This window comes from Streptomyces caniferus (assembly GCF_009811555.1).
In the GTDB taxonomy this organism is placed as follows: domain Bacteria; phylum Actinomycetota; class Actinomycetes; order Streptomycetales; family Streptomycetaceae; genus Streptomyces; species Streptomyces caniferus.
The window spans coordinates 3,543,773-3,562,482 of the sequence record NZ_BLIN01000005.1 but is presented as its reverse complement, the minus strand read 5'-3'; the positions used below and the strand labels follow the sequence as shown (position 1 = coordinate 3,562,482).

Annotated in this window: 14 protein-coding genes, 1 tRNA gene and 1 riboswitch; of the genes, 12 read left to right on the top strand and 3 right to left on the bottom strand. The window is 71.4% G+C overall.

Going from position 1 to position 18,710, the window contains the following annotated elements; all coding sequences use genetic code 11:
• Positions 1 to 121 precede the first annotated feature (121 nt).
• Positions 122 to 592 carry a hypothetical protein gene (locus Scani_RS32030; protein ID WP_159481241.1) on the top strand — a complete coding sequence of 157 codons (471 nt, stop codon included), beginning with the start codon at positions 122 to 124 and terminating at the stop codon, positions 590 to 592.
• A gap of 36 nt (positions 593 to 628) precedes the next feature.
• On the opposite strand, the gene Scani_RS32025 is transcribed toward Scani_RS32030, so the two are convergent.
• Positions 629 to 1,924, bottom strand: coding sequence for an MFS transporter (locus Scani_RS32025; protein WP_159481240.1), 1,296 nt, complete (start codon positions 1,922 to 1,924; stop codon positions 629 to 631).
• A gap of 139 nt (positions 1,925 to 2,063) precedes the next feature.
• Here Scani_RS32025 and Scani_RS32020 point away from each other — a divergent pair, with 139 nt between their 5' ends.
• The 10 genes from Scani_RS32020 (at position 2,064) to Scani_RS31975 (ending at position 13,963) form a co-directional block, all read left to right on the top strand.
• Positions 2,064 to 2,939 (top strand): LysR family transcriptional regulator, encoded by an 876-nt coding sequence (locus tag Scani_RS32020; protein ID WP_159481239.1) that lies wholly within the window; start codon positions 2,064 to 2,066, stop codon positions 2,937 to 2,939.
• Between the two features lie 70 nt (positions 2,940 to 3,009).
• On the top strand, positions 3,010 to 4,338 hold the full coding sequence (locus tag Scani_RS32015) for a cytochrome P450 family protein (protein WP_159481238.1): 1,329 nt from the start codon (positions 3,010 to 3,012) through the stop codon (positions 4,336 to 4,338).
• Positions 4,339 to 4,635: 297 nt separating this feature from the next.
• A complete protein-coding gene (locus Scani_RS32010) occupies positions 4,636 to 5,589 on the top strand; it encodes a LysM peptidoglycan-binding domain-containing protein (protein ID WP_281392127.1) in 954 nt (317 codons plus the stop codon).
• 251 nt (positions 5,590 to 5,840) lie between these two features.
• A riboswitch (cyclic di-AMP (ydaO/yuaA leader) is annotated at positions 5,841 to 6,013 on the top strand.
• A gap of 7 nt (positions 6,014 to 6,020) precedes the next feature.
• Entirely contained in the window at positions 6,021 to 6,689 is a 669-nt protein-coding gene (locus Scani_RS32005; RefSeq protein WP_159481236.1) for a LysM peptidoglycan-binding domain-containing protein, read from the top strand.
• Between the two features lie 351 nt (positions 6,690 to 7,040).
• On the top strand, positions 7,041 to 8,327 hold the full coding sequence (gene eno, locus Scani_RS32000; RefSeq protein ID WP_159481235.1) for a phosphopyruvate hydratase: 1,287 nt from the start codon (positions 7,041 to 7,043) through the stop codon (positions 8,325 to 8,327).
• Between the two features lie 158 nt (positions 8,328 to 8,485).
• Positions 8,486 to 8,938: an FtsB family cell division protein gene (locus Scani_RS31995; RefSeq protein WP_159481234.1), complete on the top strand. Its 453-nt coding sequence runs from the start codon at positions 8,486 to 8,488 to the stop codon at positions 8,936 to 8,938.
• Positions 8,939 to 9,037: 99 nt separating this feature from the next.
• The gene (locus Scani_RS31990) at positions 9,038 to 9,598 is read left to right on the top strand and encodes a DUF501 domain-containing protein (protein ID WP_159481233.1); all 561 of its coding nucleotides are present in this window, start codon (positions 9,038 to 9,040) and stop codon (positions 9,596 to 9,598) included.
• Positions 9,595 to 10,587 carry a Ppx/GppA phosphatase family protein gene (locus Scani_RS31985; RefSeq protein WP_159481232.1) on the top strand — a complete coding sequence of 331 codons (993 nt, stop codon included), beginning with the start codon at positions 9,595 to 9,597 and terminating at the stop codon, positions 10,585 to 10,587. Before Scani_RS31990 ends, Scani_RS31985 begins: the two co-directional genes overlap by 4 nt.
• A gap of 453 nt (positions 10,588 to 11,040) precedes the next feature.
• Positions 11,041 to 12,432 (top strand): NAD(P)/FAD-dependent oxidoreductase, encoded by a 1,392-nt coding sequence (locus Scani_RS31980; RefSeq protein ID WP_159481231.1) that lies wholly within the window; start codon positions 11,041 to 11,043, stop codon positions 12,430 to 12,432.
• A 199-nt stretch (positions 12,433 to 12,631) separates the two neighbouring features.
• Positions 12,632 to 13,963 (top strand): SAM-dependent methyltransferase, encoded by a 1,332-nt coding sequence (locus Scani_RS31975; RefSeq protein ID WP_159481230.1) that lies wholly within the window; start codon positions 12,632 to 12,634, stop codon positions 13,961 to 13,963.
• Positions 13,964 to 14,025: 62 nt separating this feature from the next.
• Here the strand turns inward: Scani_RS31975 and Scani_RS31970 are convergent, their stop codons facing one another.
• Both Scani_RS31970 and Scani_RS31965 read right to left on the bottom strand, forming a co-directional pair.
• Complete coding sequence (locus tag Scani_RS31970) at positions 14,026 to 16,560, bottom strand: ABC transporter permease (protein ID WP_159481229.1); 2,535 nt, start codon at positions 16,558 to 16,560, stop codon at positions 14,026 to 14,028.
• Between the two features lie 47 nt (positions 16,561 to 16,607).
• Positions 16,608 to 17,390 carry an ABC transporter ATP-binding protein gene (locus Scani_RS31965; protein ID WP_159481228.1) on the bottom strand — a complete coding sequence of 261 codons (783 nt, stop codon included), beginning with the start codon at positions 17,388 to 17,390 and terminating at the stop codon, positions 16,608 to 16,610.
• Positions 17,391 to 17,863: 473 nt separating this feature from the next.
• Here Scani_RS31965 and Scani_RS31960 point away from each other — a divergent pair.
• Positions 17,864 to 17,945, top strand: a tRNA-Leu gene (locus Scani_RS31960).
• Positions 17,946 to 18,710 lie beyond the last annotated feature (765 nt).

Sequence of the window (18,710 nt, the reverse complement as noted above, 5' to 3'; positions counted from 1 at the left end):
CTGACGTCTTCGGCGCGCGGGAGCCGTCGGCCGGCGTGAGGTCGTGCGGGGCGTTCGGTGGTGAGGTCGCGCGCGGCGTGCGGGCGCGCGGGGTGACGGGGCGATGGAGGGGGACGAGGGAATGAGCTTCGATCTGCACGCCGTGATCGCTGGTGGGGACCTGCTGCGCGTCGCGTCGCGGGGCCTGCCCGCCGCCCGGCCGGCGCCGATCGGACAAGGCCTGTCGCTGATGCCGCTGACGGATGCCCTCGTCGATTCCGTCGCCGACGGCAGCGACGCGGGCGTTCCCGGGTTCTGGCGGCTGCCGGAAGGGTTCGGGAGAACCCTCGCCGACTGGTCGGCCGCCGGACCGGTGGCCTACGTGGAAGCCGAGTACTTCGGCGGCGTGGGCGAGCAGCAGGCTGCCGTCTGGGAGGGCGGCCACCTCGTGCTGGGACCTCTTCATGCAGGGGAGGGCCAGGCGTTTCCCGCTGCCGGCAGTCCGCTCTCCCGGGCGCTTCGGCGGCTGGGCGCAGTGGCAGGCGCCGGCGAGGACGAATTCTCAGCCGTGGGGCTGGACCGGCATCGGGACGGCGGGGCATGGATCGTTTGAGGAGCGGTTTCCGGATCCCCGCAGAAGGGCCGGACGTCACCGAGCGACATCGCTCGCCGTCCCCGGGGCGGCCACCGGCTCCCGCTGTCCGCGCGTGCCTTTCGTAGGACGGCTTCGCAGGCGGTCGGCGAGCCAGAGACCCACGGCCGTCGCCGCCAGTGCGGCGCCCAGCACGCACACCCCGCCCCAGCCCGCGGCGCCCCACACCAGGGAGGTCAGCGCCGACCCGGCCGCCCCGCCGGCGAAGTAGCTGGTCATGTAGGCCGAGTTGAGGCGGTTGCGGGCCTCGGGGCGGACCGCGTAGACGAGGTTCTGGTTGCTGATGTGGAGGGCCTGCGCGGCCAGGTCCAGCACGATCACCCCGGCCAGCAGCGCCGCCAGCGACCAGCCGCCGCCCGCCCCGCCGGCGGCGAGCAGGCCCCAGGAGCCGAGCAGCAGGAACGCCGCGGTGCCGGTGACATGGTGCACAAGGCCCCGGTCCGCCAGTCGCCCGCCCAGCGAGGCGGAGAGCGAACCGGCCGCGCCCACCAGCCCCAGCAGACCGATGGCCGACTCCTGCCAGCCGTAGGCCGGGCCGGACATCAAGAACGCCAGCGCCGTCCACAGCACGCTGAAGCCCGCGAAGGTCAGCGCGCCCAGCGCGCCCCGCCACCGCAGCACCGGCTCCTGGACGAACAGCGCCAGCGTCGAGCGCAGCAGCGCCGGGTAGCGCAGCCCGGCGGCGGTGCGCAGGGCGGGCAGCCGCAGCCGCAGCAGCACCGCCATCAGCAGCATCAGCCCCGCGTTCACCCAGTACACGGTGTGCCAGCCGCCCAGCTCGGCGAGGAGCCCGGCGGCCGTACGGGCCAGCAGGATGCCCAGCAGCAGCCCGGTCATGACGGTGCCGACGGTCCGGCCGCGTTCGGCGGGCGCCGCGAGGGTCGCCGCGTACGGGACCACGACCTGGGCGGCGACCGAGGTCAGGCCGGTGAGTGCGGTGCCGGCCAGCAGGAGGGCGGCGTTCGGCGCGCTCGCGGTGACGGTGAGGAAGACCGCGGTCGCCGCGGTCAGGGTGACGGCCAGCCGGCGGCGCTCCAGCAGATCGCCGAGCGGGACGAGCAGCAGCAGGCCGAGGCCGTAGCCGACCTGGGCGACGGTGACGATCAGGGCGGCGGTGGATGCGGAGAGGTGCAGATCGCGGCCGATGATGTCGAGCAGCGGCTGGGCGAAGTAGTTGCCGGCGACGGAGAGTCCGGTGGCGACCGACATCAGCAGCAGCGTGCCGCGTCCCAGCCCCGGCCGCGGATCCGCCGGATGTGCGGTGACCGCCTCCGGTATGCGCTCGGTCTCCATGACGCGCCCTCCCTGTCGTGCCCGCTGCCACCGTGGCGGCGGACGTCTCCCAGCCTGGGCCCGTCCCATCGATGAGTCCAACACATCGTTGTCATCGCATCCATCGCGGATGGAGATGGATGGACCTAGGCTCGGTGGCATGGAGCTCCAGCAGATGCGTTATGTGGTCGCGGTGGCCGAGACCGGGGGGTTCACCCGGGCCGCGGAGCGCTGCCATGTGGTGCAGTCCGCGCTCAGCCACCAGATCGCCCGGCTGGAGAAGGAGCTCGGTGCCCGGCTCTTCGACCGGACCAGCCGCAGCGTCCGGCTGACCGCCGCCGGTGAGGCCTTCGTTCCGGTGGCCCGGCAGGCGCTGGAGGCGGCCGAGCGGGCCCGCGCCGAGGTCGCGGCGGCGACCGGCGAGGTGCGCGGCCGGCTCGCGGTCGGCGCGATCACCACCGTCGCCGCCGTCGATCTGGCCCGTGAGCTGGGTGCCTTCCGTAGGCGCTGTCCCCAGGTCCGGATCAGCCTGCAGACCGAGATGAGCGATCAGCTCATCGAGCAGGTGCGGCAGGGCGTACTGGATGTCGCCTTCGTCGGGCTGGTGCCGCGTGCCCGCCCCGTGGGCGTACGGGAGAAGGAGCTGGCGCGCGGTGAACTGGTCGCCGTGGTGCCGCCGGGGCATCCGCTGGCGGAACGGGAGTGGACCACGCTGTCGCGGGTGGCGCGGGAGACGTTCGTCGACTTCACCGCGGGGTCCGCGGCCCGCCGCCAGCGCGACGAGGCGTTCCGTGCGGCGGGGCTGACCTCCGAGGTGGCGTTCGAGGTGACCACGGTCGAGCTGCTGGCGAAGCTGGTGCGGGCGGGCCTGGGCGTCGGCATGGTGCCGGAGGCCATCGCCGCCGAGCTGGCCGGGCTGCGCACCGTGCGGCTGCGGCCGGCCCCCGAGCGCACCGAGCGGGTGGTGTGGAGCGCTCTCGGCCCGTCGCCGGCGGCCGTGGCGTTCCTGACCGGGCTCGGGGTGGATCCGGCGTAGCGGGGGCGGCCGCCGGGGCCCGGCCGGTGCGCGGGCGCGCCCGGATGCGCCCACCGGTTACGGTCGGAAGGTGCACGACAAGCCCCACGCCCCCGCCGCCGACGCCCCCGCGGGCTGCCCCGCCGCCGCGCCCGCCCCCGCGCTGTTCACCTGGGAGTTCGCCGCCGACCCCTACCCCGCGTACGCCTGGCTGCGAGAGCACGCGCCGGTGCACCGGACCGAGCTGCCCAGCGGCGTCGAGGCCTGGCTGGTGACCCGCTACACCGAGGCGCGGCAGGCGCTCGCCGACGGCCGGCTGTCCAAGAACCCGGTGCACCACAGCGAGGCCGCGCACGGCAAGGGCAAGGTCGGCATCCCCGGTGAGCGCAGCGCGAACCTGATGACGCATCTGCTCAACATCGACCCCCCGGACCACACCCGGCTGCGCCGGCTGGTCTCGAAGGCCTTCACCCCGCGCCGGGTCGCCGCCTTCGCCCCGCGCGTCCAGGAGCTGACCGACCACCTCATCGACGGTTTCGCGCAGCGCGGCGAGGCCGATCTGATCCATGAGTTCGCCTTCCCGCTGCCCATCTACGCGATCTGCGATCTGCTGGGCGTGCCGCGTGAGGACCAGGACGACTTCCGCGACTGGGCGGGCATGATGATCCGGCACGGCGGGGGCCCGCGCGGCGGGGTAGCCCGGTCGGTGAAGAAGATGCGCGGCTATCTCGCCGAGCTGATCCACCGCAAGCGCGAGTCCCTGGGGGACACCGCGGAGGCGGACGAGGACCTGATCTCCGGCCTGATCCGGGCCTCGGACCACGGCGAGCACCTCACCGAGAACGAGGCCGCCGCGATGGCTTTCATCCTGCTTTTCGCCGGTTTCGAGACCACCGTCAACCTCATCGGCAACGGCATCTATGCGCTGCTGCGCCACCCCGCCCAGCGTGAGCTGCTGCAGAAGTCGATCACGGCGGGTGACACCGATCCGCTGACCACCGGCATCGAGGAACTGCTCCGCTACGACGGTCCCGTGGAGATGGCGACCTGGCGGTTCGCGACCCAGGAGCTGACGCTGGGCGGGCAGCGGATCGCGCAGGGCGACCCGGTCCTGGTGGTGCTGGCCGCCGCCGACCGCGACCCGGCACGCTTCACCGAGCCGGATGTGCTCGATCTGACCCGCCGTGACAACCAGCACCTGGGCTACGGGCACGGCATCCACTACTGCCTCGGCGCGCCGCTCGCCCGGCTCGAAGGACAGACCGCTCTGGCGACGCTGCTGACCCGGCTCCCGGACCTCCGGCTCGCCGCGGAACCCGACGCATTGCGCTGGCGCGGCGGGCTCATCATGCGCGGACTGCGGTCGCTGCCGGTGGAGTTCCCGCCCGAACGCCCTGACCAGCAACAAGGGCAAAAGTGACACATCGTCAGTCGCGTGACCTTTACGTGATCTGCACTACACCGACTTGTGACTACCCGTGACCCCGGTTACCTTTCCACCGACGATCGACGGGCTTCACTCGATCGGCCGAAGCGGTGATGTGGGGGACCGGTGTAACGGTGCGCCTCGTGCGTGTCGGCCGGGCGGGTGACCGTCGAGCAGCTCGCAGAGCTCGTCGGACAACTCAACCGCCGCGCGAAAGGCATCCGCATGCGTTCCGGGAACGGCCGACACCGGCGCCCCCGTCAAGCACCGGCCATCTTTGTCACGGCGGGAGTGACCGGCGCGGGCTTCGCCCTGCCGCTGCTCGCCGCGAGCGGCGCCCACGCCGCCGACACCACCACCTGGGACAAGGTCGCCCAGTGTGAGAGCGCCGGCGTCTGGAGCGCGGCGCCGGGCAACGGCTACTACGGCGGGCTGCAGCTCACCCAGGAGATGTGGGACAACTACGGCGGCGCGGCCTACGCCTCGCGCCCCGACCTCGCCAGCCGCTCCCAGCAGATCGCGGTCGCCGAGTCGATCCTCGATCACCGCGGCCCGGACGTCTGGTCGAGCTGCGCGCAGAGCGCCGGTCTGACCAAGGACGGCCGCGCGCCGGAGGTCGACCCCGGCAGCACCGCCACCCCCTCGCCCGCCCCGTCGGACGACTCCTCCGACCCCTGGGGCGGCGGCCTGGACGGTTCGGGCTCCGCCGGCTCGGGCTCCGACGGCTCGGATGCCTCCGGGGCGCACGACGAGCCGGGCGACGAGCCCGGCGACGGGCCGTCCGACCCCGCGCCCTCGCCCGACGCTTCGGACTCCACCGGCTCCGGCAAGGCGTCCACCGGCCCGGAGCCGTCCGCCCCGGCGACCCCGGACGACCGGGACGACGCCCCGTCGCGGTCCGCCGACCCGTCCGACGGCGGCAGCCGCACGGACACCACCGGCACACCGCACGAGGCGCCCGCCCAGGGCAAGCACCGCGGCGGCACGGACGGCGAGGGCGCCGACGACGGCGGCCGGTCCTCCGGCGGCCGGCACGCCTCCCGCGGCGACGATGCGCGTACGGACCCGCCGGCCGGCGGCCAGTACACCGTGCGGCCCGGTGACACGCTGTCAGCCATCGCCGCGGCGCACCGGCTGCCCGGCGGCTGGGGCGCCCTCTACGACCACAACGAGGGTGTCGTCGGCTCCGACGCAGACCTGATCAAGCCGGGCCAACAGCTCGATCTCGGGCACACCGCGGGGTAATTCGCCGCCGTTCGCCCGCTTTTGGGAAAGTGAGACAAGGCTCTCGTTGACTGCGCTGAACCCCGGTTCGTCCGGCCCTGGCAAACCGGGGTTCACCTGCGGGTATGTGACCCAACCGTGATCAAAAACGGTCAACTTGGTTCAGATGATGGGGTTTGAACCCCAAGGGCATTACTGCTTAACGTCAGGACCGCTCGCCAAAGCGGGCCCTTCGATCACACGCCGAATCCTGCCGGTGATCGGAGGCAACTGACGCGCAAGCGCCGAAGGCAGGAGCGGGGGACCCAAGGTAAGTGCCGGCCCCACCCGTGAAAGCGGGTCAACCGGCTTGGGGTGAAGCCACGTGCGCCACGCGCACGCGGCCGGGCGATTTCTCACAGCCCGAACCCGACAGCTCACCTCGTAGGCGTCGGTGAGGAAACGAACGAACCATGCTGATCATCAAGGGCAAGCACCGTCGTCCGTCCAAGGCCGTCCGCGTCGCCACCCTCGCCGGCATCGCCGGTGCTGCCGTGGCCGTCCCGCTGATGGGCGCCACCTCCGCCTCCGCCGCCTCGGTCTCCACCTGGGACAAGGTCGCCCAGTGCGAGTCCGGCGGCAACTGGTCGATCAACACCGGTAACGGCTACTACGGTGGCCTGCAGTTCTCCAACTCCAGCTGGGCCGCCGCCGGTGGCACCCAGTACGCGCCGCGCGCCGACCTGGCCTCCAAGAGCCAGCAGATCGCCGCGGCCGAGAAGCTCCTCGCCATCCAGGGCCCGGGCGCCTGGTCCTGCGCCGGTGCCGGCAACCTGACCGCCGGCGGCCCGGCCGCGAACGTCGACACCTCCGGCTCCTCCGCGCAGACCAAGTCCGCGCCCCAGCAGGACCAGGGCGCCAAGACCGAGGCGAAGAAGGCCCCGGCCGCCCCCGAGCACGCCTCGCGCTCCACCGAGCGCAAGTCCATGGGCCACGGCAACTACACCGTCAAGGCGGGCGACACCCTCGCCAAGATCGCCAAGGCGCACGGCACCGACTGGAAGTCCGTCTACAAGGACAACAAGTCGGTCATCGGCGGCAACCCGAACCTGATCTTCCCGGGTCAGAAGCTCAACGTCTGAGTCCACCCCTCACCGGGACTTGGGCGGGCCCGAGCGGCGGGCCCCCTTCCTCCGTGAGACCGCCCCGTCCGGCGCGCCCTTTCCCCCAGCGCGTCGCGGCGGGGCTTCTCCCGTCCGGGGCGGTGACCGGACCGCACCCGAGGCGGCCGCACCGGTGTCCGCACCCCGGTGACCGGCGCCGTTCTACGACTTTTCCGTTCAGTGGGCAGTGGGCCGAAAGGTCAGGCGAAATGGGTCTTTGGGCGGTATTCCCGGGCGTTCGGTCCCACGGAGCGGGCCAAGGGCAGGCGGACGAGCCCGAGGCCGTTAGGCTCATGCAGCAGAACGCCAGACACCCACGAAGGAGACAACGTGCCGTCGATCGACGTCGTCGTAGCCCGCGAAATTCTCGACTCGCGAGGTAATCCCACGGTCGAGGTCGAGGTCGGCCTCGACGACGGCAGCACCGGCCGTGCCGCCGTGCCGTCCGGTGCCTCCACCGGCGCCTTCGAGGCCATCGAGCTTCGTGACGGCGACCCGAACCGCTACCTGGGCAAGGGCGTGGAGAAGGCCGTCCTGGCCGTCATCGAGCAGATCGGCCCGGAGCTCGTCGGCTACGACGCGACCGAGCAGCGGCTGATCGACCAGGCCATGTTCGACCTGGACGCCACCGACAACAAGGGCTCGCTCGGCGCCAACGCCATCCTCGGCGTCTCCCTCGCCGTCGCGCACGCCGCCTCCGAGGCCAGCGACCTCCCGCTGTTCCGCTACCTCGGCGGTCCGAACGCGCACGTCCTGCCCGTGCCGATGATGAACATCCTGAACGGCGGCTCGCACGCCGACTCCAACGTGGACATCCAGGAGTTCATGATCGCCCCGATCGGCGCGGAGTCCTTCTCCGAGGCGCTGCGCTGGGGCGCCGAGGTCTACCACACCCTCAAGAAGGTCCTGAAGGCCAAGGGCCTGGCCACCGGCCTGGGCGACGAGGGCGGCTTCGCCCCGAACCTGGGCTCCAACCGCGAGGCCCTCGACCTCATCCTCGAGGCCATCAAGGAAGCCGGTTACGCCCCCGGCCAGGACATCGCGCTCGCGCTGGACGTCGCCGCCTCCGAGTTCTACAAGGACGGCACGTACCAGTTCGAGGGCAAGGACCGCTCGGCCGCCGAGATGACCGAGTACTACGAGGAGCTCGTGGCGGCCTACCCGCTCGTCTCCATCGAGGACCCGCTGTTCGAGGACGACTGGGCCGGCTGGAAGGTCATCACCGACAAGCTCGGCGCCAAGGTCCAGCTCGTCGGCGACGACCTGTTCGTCACCAACCCCGAGCGCCTCGCCCGCGGCATCGAGGAGGGCTCCGCCAACGCGCTGCTGGTGAAGGTCAACCAGATCGGCTCGCTGACCGAGACCCTGGACGCCGTCGAGCTGGCCCAGCGCAACGGCTTCAAGTGCATGATGTCGCACCGCTCCGGCGAGACCGAGGACGTCACCATCGCCGACCTGGCCGTCGCCACCAACTGCGGCCAGATCAAGACCGGTGCCCCGGCCCGCTCCGAGCGCGTCGCCAAGTACAACCAGCTGCTGCGCATCGAGGAGATCCTCGACGACGCCGCGGTCTACGCCGGCCGCTCCGCCTTCCCGCGGTTCCGTCACGGCAGCTGACCCACGGCGGTCCGCCGCCCCGGCCGACCGGGACGGCAAGGGCTGATCGGGCGAGACAACCGCCCAGCACCCCGTACGTCCCCGGCAACGGTCCCGTACCGTTGCCGGGGACGCGTCTGCTTCAGCAGTCAGGCGTCCGTCAGTGAAGGGGAGACGACGTGCCCGCGGACCGGTTCTCGACCGCGACCCGACTCAAGGCGCTCGGCGAGCAGGCCGCCGCCCGCGTCTACCGAGCCCGGCCGCCCCGCCGCAACCGCCTCACCGGCCGCGCCGCCCTGCTGGCGCTGGTGATGTGCTCCCTGGTCGTCGCCCTCGCGTACCCGATAAGGCAGTACGTCTCCCAGCGTTCGGACATCGCCGACCAGCGCCGCAAGGCCCAGGACGCGGGCGCCGCCCTCGACCGGCTGCGCGAACAGAAGGCCCGCTGGCAGGACCCCGACTTCGTACGCCAGCAGGCCCGCCGGCATCTGCACTACATCAAGCCGGGCGAGACCGGCTATATCGTCCAGGACGGCTCCCGCGCCGGCGCGGCACCGAAGGGGCCGCAGGCGGCGCAGCGCCCCTGGTACGACAATCTGTGGGACACCGTCGACGCGGCCGACAAGCGGTAGCCCCGGCTGCCCGTACCGCCGCCGGACGGCAGCCCGTAGTGTCGGGACGGGACGGCCCGCCCCGCCGCCACCTCACCACTCACCTCACCGAAAGCGCACATGGACACGCCCCCGCCCCAGACCGAGCCCACCGAGCCGACCGACGCGGACATCGCCGCCTTCCGGGACCAGCTCGGCCGCCCGCCGCGCGGCCTGCGCGCCATCGCGCACCGCTGCCCCTGCGGGCAGCCGGACGTCGTCGAGACGGCGCCGCGCCTGGAGGACGGCACGCCCTTCCCCACGCTCTACTACCTCACCTGCCCGCGCGCGGCCTCCGCGATCGGCACGCTGGAGGCCAACGGCGTGATGAAGGAGATGTCCGAGCGGCTGGCGACCGACCCTGCGCTTGCGGCCGCCTACCGGGCCGCCCATGAGGACTACATCCGGCGGCGGGACGCCATCGAGGTGCTGCAGGGCTTCCCGAGCGCGGGCGGCATGCCGGACCGGGTCAAGTGCCTGCACGTCCTCGTCGGCCATTCGCTGGCGGCCGGGCCGGGCGTCAACCCGCTCGGCGACGAGGCGCTGGCGATGCTGCCGGAGTGGTGGAAGAAGGGGCCGTGCGTGACCCCGTGCCAGGACACCTCCGAAGCCCAGGACGCTCCCGAAGGAGACGCCACGTGAAGCGGGTCGCCGCCATCGACTGCGGTACGAACTCCATCCGGCTGCTGGTCGCGGACTGCGACCCGGCGACCGGCGAGCTGAAGGACCTCGACCGCCGGATGCAGATCGTCCGGCTGGGCCAGGGCGTGGACCGCACCGGCCGGCTGGCGCCCGAGGCGCTGGAGCGCACCTTCGCGGCCTGCCGCGAGTACGCCGCGGTGATCAAGGGCCTCGGCGCCGAGCAGGTCCGCTTCGTGGCGACCTCCGCCTCCCGCGACGCGGAGAACCGCGAGGACTTCGTCCGCGGCGTGGTGGACATCCTGGGCGTGGAGCCCGAGGTGATCACCGGCGACCAGGAGGCGGAGTTCTCCTTCGACGGCGCCACCAAGGAGCTCACCGGCATCGAGGCCGCAGGCGCGAAGGGCCTCGCCGGGAAGGGTGGTGGGCGACGGCCGGGCATGGAGCGGCCGTTCCTGGTGGTCGACATCGGCGGCGGTTCGACCGAGTTCGTGCTCGGCAGCGACTCGGTGCGCGCCGCGCGCTCGGTCGACGTCGGCTGTGTACGGATGACCGAGCGGCACCTGGTGCACGAGGGCGAGATCAGCGACCCCCCGACCCCGGGGCAGATCAGCGCCATCAAGGCCGATATCGCCGCGGCGCTGGACCGGGCCGAGGAGACCGTCCCGCTGAGCGAGGCCGCCACCCTCGTGGGCCTGGCCGGCTCCGTGACCACGGTCGCCGCGATCGCGCTGGACCTCGACCAGTACGACTCCGAGGCCATTCACCACTCCCGCATCCCGCTGGCGAAGGTCCGCGAGATCACGGACCGGCTGCTGTCCTCCACCCATGCCGAGCGCGCGGCCGTCCCCGTCATGCACCCGGGCCGGGTCGACGTGATCGCCGCGGGCGCGCTCGTGCTGCTGTCGATCATGGAGCGGACCGGCGCCGAGGAGGTCGTCGTCAGCGAGCACGACATCCTGGACGGCATCGCCTGGAGCCTCGCCGGCTGAGGGCACGGGCTTCGACGGCAGGGGCCGGCAACGGCCTCTGCCGAGTGGCCCTTTGAGCGGGGGCAATGCGCGTCCGAGCGCGCTTCAGGGGGCTCGGACGGGCTTCGCGGAGGGGTCGGCGAAGAAAGTTCGTGAAATCCTTCACATGAAAAAGCCTCCCGTTGGGCGAACAATCTGATCGTCCGACCCTCATTCGAAGGCTCCGGGGCCTCTCGACCCGGAAAATGCCCGGCCGTCGTGGCGTGGGCGGTGCGTGCGCGGAGGCGGTGGTTCGGCCGTCCGGCGGGGCACAATCCCTGATCAACAGGGGTCTCCAACGCCTCGTGGCCCACGGTGGTTCCGTTCGGCGCTATGGCGTCGGTCACGAAAGCGGCGGAGTGTAGCAGATGCCCCTCGTCTGCTTGTGAAGGGGCTCACGAGCGACCCCCCATGTGGGGGTGGATACTCGATTGCATGAGCACCACGGAGCGTCCCAGGATCCTCGTTGTAGGCGGTGGGTACGTAGGCCTGTACGCGGCACGCCGCATCCTCAAGCAGATGCGGTACGGCGAGGCGACCGTCACGGTCGTCGACCCGCGCTCGTACATGACGTACCAGCCCTTCCTCCCTGAAGCTGCAGCCGGCAGCATCTCCCCCCGCCATGTCGTGGTGCCGCTACGACGTGTGCTGCCCAAGGCGGAGGTTCTCACCGGCCGGGTCACCACCATCGATCAGGACCGCAAGGTTGCCACGATCGCCCCGCTGGTCGGCGAGGCGTACGAGCTGCCCTTCGACTACCTGGTCATCGCGATGGGCGCGGTCTCCCGCACCTTCCCGATCCCGGGCCTGGCCGAGAACGGCATCGGCATGAAGGGCGTGGAAGAGGCCATCGGCCTGCGCAACCACGTGCTGGAGCAGCTGGACAAGGCCGACTCCACGACCGACGAGGACGTCCGCCGCAAGGCGCTGACCTTCGTCTTCGTCGGCGGTGGCTTCGCGGGTGCGGAGACCATCGGCGAGGTCGAGGACATGGCCCGCGACGCTGCGAAGTACTACAACAACGTGAAGCGCGAGGACATGCGCTTCCTCCTGGTCGACGTCGCCGACAAGATCCTCCCCGAGGTCGGTCCGAAGCTCGGTGCCTACGGCAAGGAGCACCTCGAGAGCCGTGGCGTCGAGGTCTACCTCAAGACCGGCATGGACTCCTGCGTCGACGGTCACGTGAAGCTCAACAACGGCCTCGAGGTCGACTCCAACACCATCGTGTGGACCGCGGGCGTCAAGCCGAACCCGGCGCTGGCCCGCTTCGGTCTGCCGCTCGGCCCGCGCGGCCACGTCGACACCGGCACCACCCTCCAGGTGCAGGGCACCGACTACATCTGGGCCGCGGGCGACAACGCCCAGGTCCCGGACATGGTCGGCCGCAAGAACGGCAACGAGAACGCCTGGTGCCCGCCGAACGCGCAGCACGCGCTGCGGCAGGCCAAGATCCTCGGCGACAACGTGCTCTCCGGTATGCGGGGCTTCCCGCAGAAGGAGTACAGCCACGCCAACAAGGGTGCGGTCGCCGGTCTGGGCCTGCACAAGGGCGTCGCGATGATCGTCATGGGCAAGATGAAGATCAAGCTCAAGGGCCGTCTCGCCTGGTACATGCACCGCGCGTACCACGGCATGGCGATGCCGACGTACAACCGCAAGATCCGGGTCTTCGCCGACTGGACGCTTGCCATGTTCCTCAAGCGCGAGGTCGTCTCGCTCGGCGCCATGGAGAACCCCCGCGAGGAGTTCTACGAGGCCGCCAAGCCGGCGCCGGCCCCGCCGACCGCCGCCGAGGCCGGGGACAAGACCAAGGCCAAGGCTTCCTGAATTCCCGGTCGGGTACTCCGACCAGCCCGAAGGGCGTCCGCCATCCGTGGGGCGGACGCCCTTTGGCGTGTCCGCTCTGGCGAAAACCCGCCGGTGTGCGGTTCTCTTGCGTGTGAACGGGACTATTTGGGCGCCCCATTGGCGTTTACGTGGTGGGTGAAACTTCTTTGCCCGACTCGTCAACACGGAGGTGTGCGACATGGCCGACGCCGCTGGACGGCTCACCAAGCTCGCCGAGGAGGTGCTGGGAGCCCCGCTCCCGGTGCGCATCCGCGCCTGGGACCGCAGCGAGTCGGGTCCGCCGGGGGCACCCACGCTCGTCATCCGCCATCGCCGGGCGCTGCGGCGGCTGCTGTTCAAGCCGGGTGAGCTGGGCCTGGCCCGCGCCTGGGTGGCCGGCGACCTGGACATCGAGGGCGATCTCTACGAGGCGCTCGACCGGCTCGCCGGACTGATCTGGGAGCGGGCGGACGCCCCCAAGCCGCATCGCGCCGCCGCCCTGCGCGCGCTGGCCCGCCCGCAGGTCCGGGCCGCCGCCCGGGAGCTGTTGACCCTGGCCGGTGTGCCGGTGCCGCCCACCCCGCCCGCGGAAGAGGTCAGACGCCGCCGCGGCCCGCTGCACACCCTGCGGCGCGACAAGGAAGCCATCAGCCACCACTACGACGTCGGCAACGACTTCTACGCGCTCGTGCTCGGCCCGTCCATGGTCTACTCCTGCGCCTACTGGGGGACCGCCGACGACGGCGTCACCACCCTGGAGGACGCCCAGCGCGACAAGCTCGACCTGATCTGCCGCAAGCTCGGCCTCACGGAGGGCGCGCGGCTGCTCGACGTCGGCTGCGGCTGGGGCTCGATGGTGCTGCACGCGGCCCGCGAGTACGGCGTACGGGCGGTCGGCATCACCCTCTCCGAGGAGCAGGCCACCTTCGCCCGCAAGCGCATCGCCGAGTCCGGGCTGGCCGACCGGATCGAGATCCGGGTGCAGGACTACCGCGAGATCCACGACGAGCCGTTCGACGCCGTCTCCTCGGTCGGGATGGCCGAGCATGTCGGCCGGACGCAGTACGCGGAGTACGCCGACGCCCTGTACGCGCTGCTCAAGCCCGGCGGGCGGCTGCTCAACCACCAGATCGCCCGGCGGCCGGTGCTGGACGAGGAGGCGTACCACGTCGACGAGTTCATCGACCGCTATGTCTTCCCGGACGGCGAGCTGGCCCCGCTCGGCCGGACCGTCGGCCAGCTGGAGGAGGCCGGGTTCGAGGTGCGGGACGTGGAGGCGATCCGGGAGCACTACGCGCGCACGCTCCGGCACTGGGTCGCCAACCTGGAGGAGCACTGGGACGAGGCGGCGCGGCACACCTCCGTGGGCCGGGCCCGGGTGTGGCGGCTGTACATGGCCGCGTGCGCGCTGTCCTTCGAGCGCAACCGGATAGGAGTCAACCAGGTGCTGGCCGTCCGTACGCCGGAACCCGGGGACGCGGGCCTGCCGTTGCGGGCGCGCGACTGGCGCACCGCCCCGCCCCGCGGCTGAACGGGGCCCGCCCGCACCCTCGGAAGGGAGCGGGCGGGCAGCGGCCGGTGCCGTAGCGGGTGTCAGTCGGCCTTGAGGGCGGTCAGCATGTTCAGCCGGGCCGCGCGGCGGGCCGGCCACAGGGCGGCCAGCACCCCCACGAGCGCGGCCAGGGCGAGGAAGAGGCCTATCCGCTCCCACGGCAGCACCAGTTCGTAGCTCTTCATCGACATGCTGATCAGCTCACCGGCCGCCCAGCCGAAGAACACGCCCAGGCCGACGCCGAGCACCCCGCCGTAGAGCGAGATCACCAGCGACTCCAGCCGCACCATGCGCTTGACGCCGCGCCGGTCCAGACCGACGGCGCGCAGCATGCCGATCTCCTGGGAGCGTTCGAAGACCGACATCGCCAGGGTGTTGATGACACCGAGGACCGCGACGATCACCGTCATGGCCAGCAGGCCGTAGAGCATGTTCAGCATCACCGTGACCGTCTGGGAGATGCTCTCGGACACGTCCTTCTTGTCGGCGACGACGATGGCCGGGTTGTTGCCGAGCGCCTTGGCCAGGGTGTCCTTGTTGCCGTCGGTGGCCCCGTCGGCCATCTTCACCAGGATCTGGTCGTCGGCGATGTGCTTCTGGTGCGGTGCCAGGGTGGCGTTGTCGAGGACGAGGCCGCGGAACATGTCGTTGCCCTCGTAGACGCCGGAGAGGGTCAGCGTGGCCTTCTTGCCGTCGGGGAACGTCACCGGGACACGGGAGCCGGTCTTCCAGTGCCGGTTCTTCGCGGTGTCGCCGTCCACGACGGCCCGGTTGCCGTGCAGCTCGCCGAGCGCGCCCTCGGTGAACTTCAGCCGGGTCAGGGATCCGAACTCCCGGCCGTCGACGCCGTTCAGCATCTCGGGCTCGGCGCCGGCCTCGGCCATCTCCCTGCGCAGCGGGCCGCTGGCCACCACCCCGTCCGCCGCGTCGACCGCCTTCTCCAGCCGGGAGGAGAACGGTTGCTGACTGTCCATGGAGATGACGTAGTCGGCCTTCAGCGACTCGGTGGCCAGCTTGTCGACGCCCTTCTGCACACCGGTCGCGATCACCGTCAGGCCGGTGATCAGGGTCAGCCCGACCATCAGCGCGGAGGCCGTGGTGGCGGTACGGCGCGGATTGCGGAGCGCGTTCTGCCGGGCGAGGGTGCCGGCGGTGCCGAACGCCCGCAGGACGGGGGCGGCCAGCGCGATCAGCGGGCGGGAGAGCAGCGGCGTCAGGATGAAGACGCCGATCAGCAGCAGCACCGCCCCCACGCCCATGGTGCTGCGGCCGTCGTCCATACCGGTGGCGGCCAGCACAGCGGCCGTACCGGCGCCCGCGAAGACCGCGCCGATGCTGTTGCGGACCACCAGCGACTTGGTGGTGGCGGGGAGGTGCACGCTGTTCATCGCGGCGACCGGCGGAATCTTCGCGGCGCGCCGGCCCGGCAGCCAGGCGGCCAGCACCGTGACGACGATGCCCACGGCCAGCGCGGTCAGCACCGTGGTGGGCGCGACCACCAGCGGTCCGTCGGGAAGGTTCCCGGCGGTGCCGCTGACCAGCGCGCGCAGGCCCGCGCCGACGCCGATACCGGCCACCAGGCCCGTCGCACCGGCGAGGGTGCCGACCAGGAACGCCTCGATCAGTACCGAGCGGGTGACCTGGCGTCGGGCGGCGCCGACCGCCCGCAGCAGCGCCAGTTCCCTGGTGCGCTGGGCGACGAGCATGGTGAAGGTGTTGGCGATGAGGAAGATGCCGACGAAGAGCGAGATACCGGCGAAGACCATCAGCCCGGTCTTCATCCCGTCCATGCGCTCCTCGATCATGCCGGCCTGCGTGTCGGCGAGGTGCTTCCCGGTCTCGACGGTGGCACTGCCCGGGGGCAGCGCCCGCTGGATCGCGTGCTGCAGGGTGGTCTGGGACGTGCCCGCCGCGGCGGTCACCTGGATCACGCTGTACGCCCCGGGCGTCCGGAACAGCTTCTGGGCGCTCGTGGTGTCGAACAGCGTGAGGGTGCCGCCGGCCGCGGCCCGGTCGTCGTCGGTGGTGAAGATGCCGGTCAGCTTCGGCTCACGGACCGGCCCGTCGACGGAGATCCGTACGGTGTCGCCGACCCGGTAGCCGGCCTTGTCGGCGGTGCGCGCGTCCAGCGCGATCTGGTCGGGGCCCCTGGGGGCGGCGCCGTCCCGCATGGGGTAGCGCGCGTCCTTGCCGTCCTTGCCCGGGAAGTAGTTGCTGCCGCGGGTCGAGAGGCCCGCGCCGAGCAGCTTGCCGTGCTTGTCGGCGACGCCGGTGTAGCCGGAGACGAGGCCGGTGGCGGTCGCGGCGCCGGGCACCCGAGCCACCCTGTCCAACAGCTTCTGGTCGATCTGCGGGGTGCGTTGGGGGCTCCCGGGGCCCTGGTCGGACCGCGGTGGCTCGAGGGCCACGTCGACGTGTTCCAGGCTCTTCTGGGAGCTGGTGCGGAAGGCCTCGGAGAGGGTCGAGGTGAAGACCAGGGTGCCGGAGACGAAGGCCACGCCGAGCATCACGGCGAGGACGGTCATCAGCAGCCGGGCCTTGTGGGCGAGCACATTGCGCAAGGCGGTACGGAACATGGTGGGTCAGTCCTGGAGGAGAGGTGCGAAGTGAGAGGGGCGACGGGTCAGTTCGTACGGCCCTTGGCGTCGAAGCCCTTCATGCGCTCCAGCACCATGTCGGAGGTCGGACCGGCGATGTCGTCGACGATCCGGCCGTCCGCGAGGAAGACCACCCGGTCCGCGTAGGAGGCTGCGACCGGGTCGTGGGTCACCATCACCACGGTCTGGCCCAGTTCGCGCACGGAGTTGCGCAGGAAGCCGAGGATCTCGGCGCCGGAGCGCGAGTCGAGGTTCCCGGTGGGCTCGTCGGCGAAGATGATCTCCGGCCGGGAGGCCAGCGCGCGGGCGACCGCGACGCGCTGCTGCTGGCCGCCGGAGAGCTGGCTGGGCCGGTGCTTGAGACGGCCGGCCAGGCCCACGGTCTCCACGACGCGGTCCACCCAGGCGCGGTCGGGCTTCCGGCCCGCGATGTCCATGGGCAGGGTGATGTTCTCCAGGGCGGTCAGGGTCGGCAGCAGGTTGAACGCCTGGAAGACGAAGCCGATCTTGTCGCGCCGGAGCTGGGTGAGCTTCTTGTCCTTCAGCCCGGTCAGTTCGGTCTCGCCGATCCGGGCGGAGCCGCCGGAGATCGAGTCCAGCCCTGCCATGCAGTGCATCAGGGTCGACTTGCCGGACCCGGAGGGGCCCATGATCGCGGTGAACTCGGCCTGCCGGAACTCGACGGAGACCGCGTCCAGGGCGACCACCTGGGTCTCGCCCTGTCCGTAGACCTTGGTGAGGTCCGTGGCGCGGGCGGCCGCCGCGGTGGCGCGGGTGGCGGTGGCGACGCCGGAGTGGGTGGTGGTCACGGGAACGGGCTCCTGTCGGGACGAAAGGCCATCGGTCCGCGACGGCCACGAGGGCCTCTGCCGCGGACGGAAGCGGACCTGTCCATCGTGGGACAGCCCCGGTGACGTGGACGTCAACCCCTGTGCCCGTCCTGGGCCACACCTGGGAGGTAGCCGCGGAGCACGTGTCATCCCTGGGGAGGAGCCGAACCCTGAGGGGCGCTACCGCGTCCACAGCAGTCGGACGGGTGACGGCGCGGCGTCGACGGGGGTCCTGAGGAGGCGTCGAGTTTCCGTCAATTCGGGCACGAAATTGCGTTGGGGCGCGTCATGGCGAACGTGGGCTTCAGGCATGTGCCCAAGGCCTGTACCAGGCACTGATGCACCCTCAGTTGCCAATAAAATAAGACAACCTCGGGAAGAGCGGCCGATCTGTGTCGTGCGCTGCGGGCTACGCTCGTGCTGCCTCTTTGAGGTGGCATGGGGGATCCCAGGCCCGGATGGTGGAATGCAGACACGGCGAGCTTAAACCTCGCTGGCCTACGGGCCGTGCCGGTTCAAGTCCGGCTCCGGGCACCGCTCAGCCGCAGCCTTGAGACCTTGAACAAACAACCATATAGATCCGGGGCCAGTGCCACTCGCCCGAACACGCCGAGAACGCATGTGCCTTTGACGGTGTGCGCGGCCGGAGTCCGCGGCGGAATGCCGTGCCGGAAATATCACGGGTTACCGAGTGAAGTACTCCGATGCCGGTACCCGGAATGCCCCCGGACGTCTGTCGGGCCCGTCCGGACGAAGTCGCCCGGACCTGCTGAAATACCGTCAACTCGGCTGGGATGGCCCGGCCTTCGCCCCCCGGTCGCGGGGTGAAGCGCCGCCGAGACGGCGGTCGGCCGCTCCAGCAGGTTCCCCGCCTTCGCGGTGCGGTGTGCGCCTCGTCCGGGCAACGAGGGGCGTACCCGCGACATCTACCCGAGGTAACTTGAATATTGGATTTTCCTGCCCGGTGCGTGCGGATAAGGCGCCACCGCACACTTCCTCTCCGGCGCTCTCCGGCCGTCCCTCTGCTCGCCGCCCGCCCGGCCGGGAAAACCTCGCACTGGTTCTCGTCCCCGAGGTCGCGTTCGCCTTCTTCGGGAGGCGCCCGGTGGTGGGTTGGGGGCGTGTTCGGTCCGTCCCGTGCGCCGGGGGTGCCGGGTTCCGGGGTGAACGGGGAGGGGTCCCGGTCGGAGCGCAGTCCCCGTTCCCCATTTCCCGCCGTAAGCGGGTCCGTCGAGGCGCGTAATCCTCGTGAACGTGCCGGGCGTCGCCCTTTCGTGAGTTGTGCCGCGTGAGTTCCGT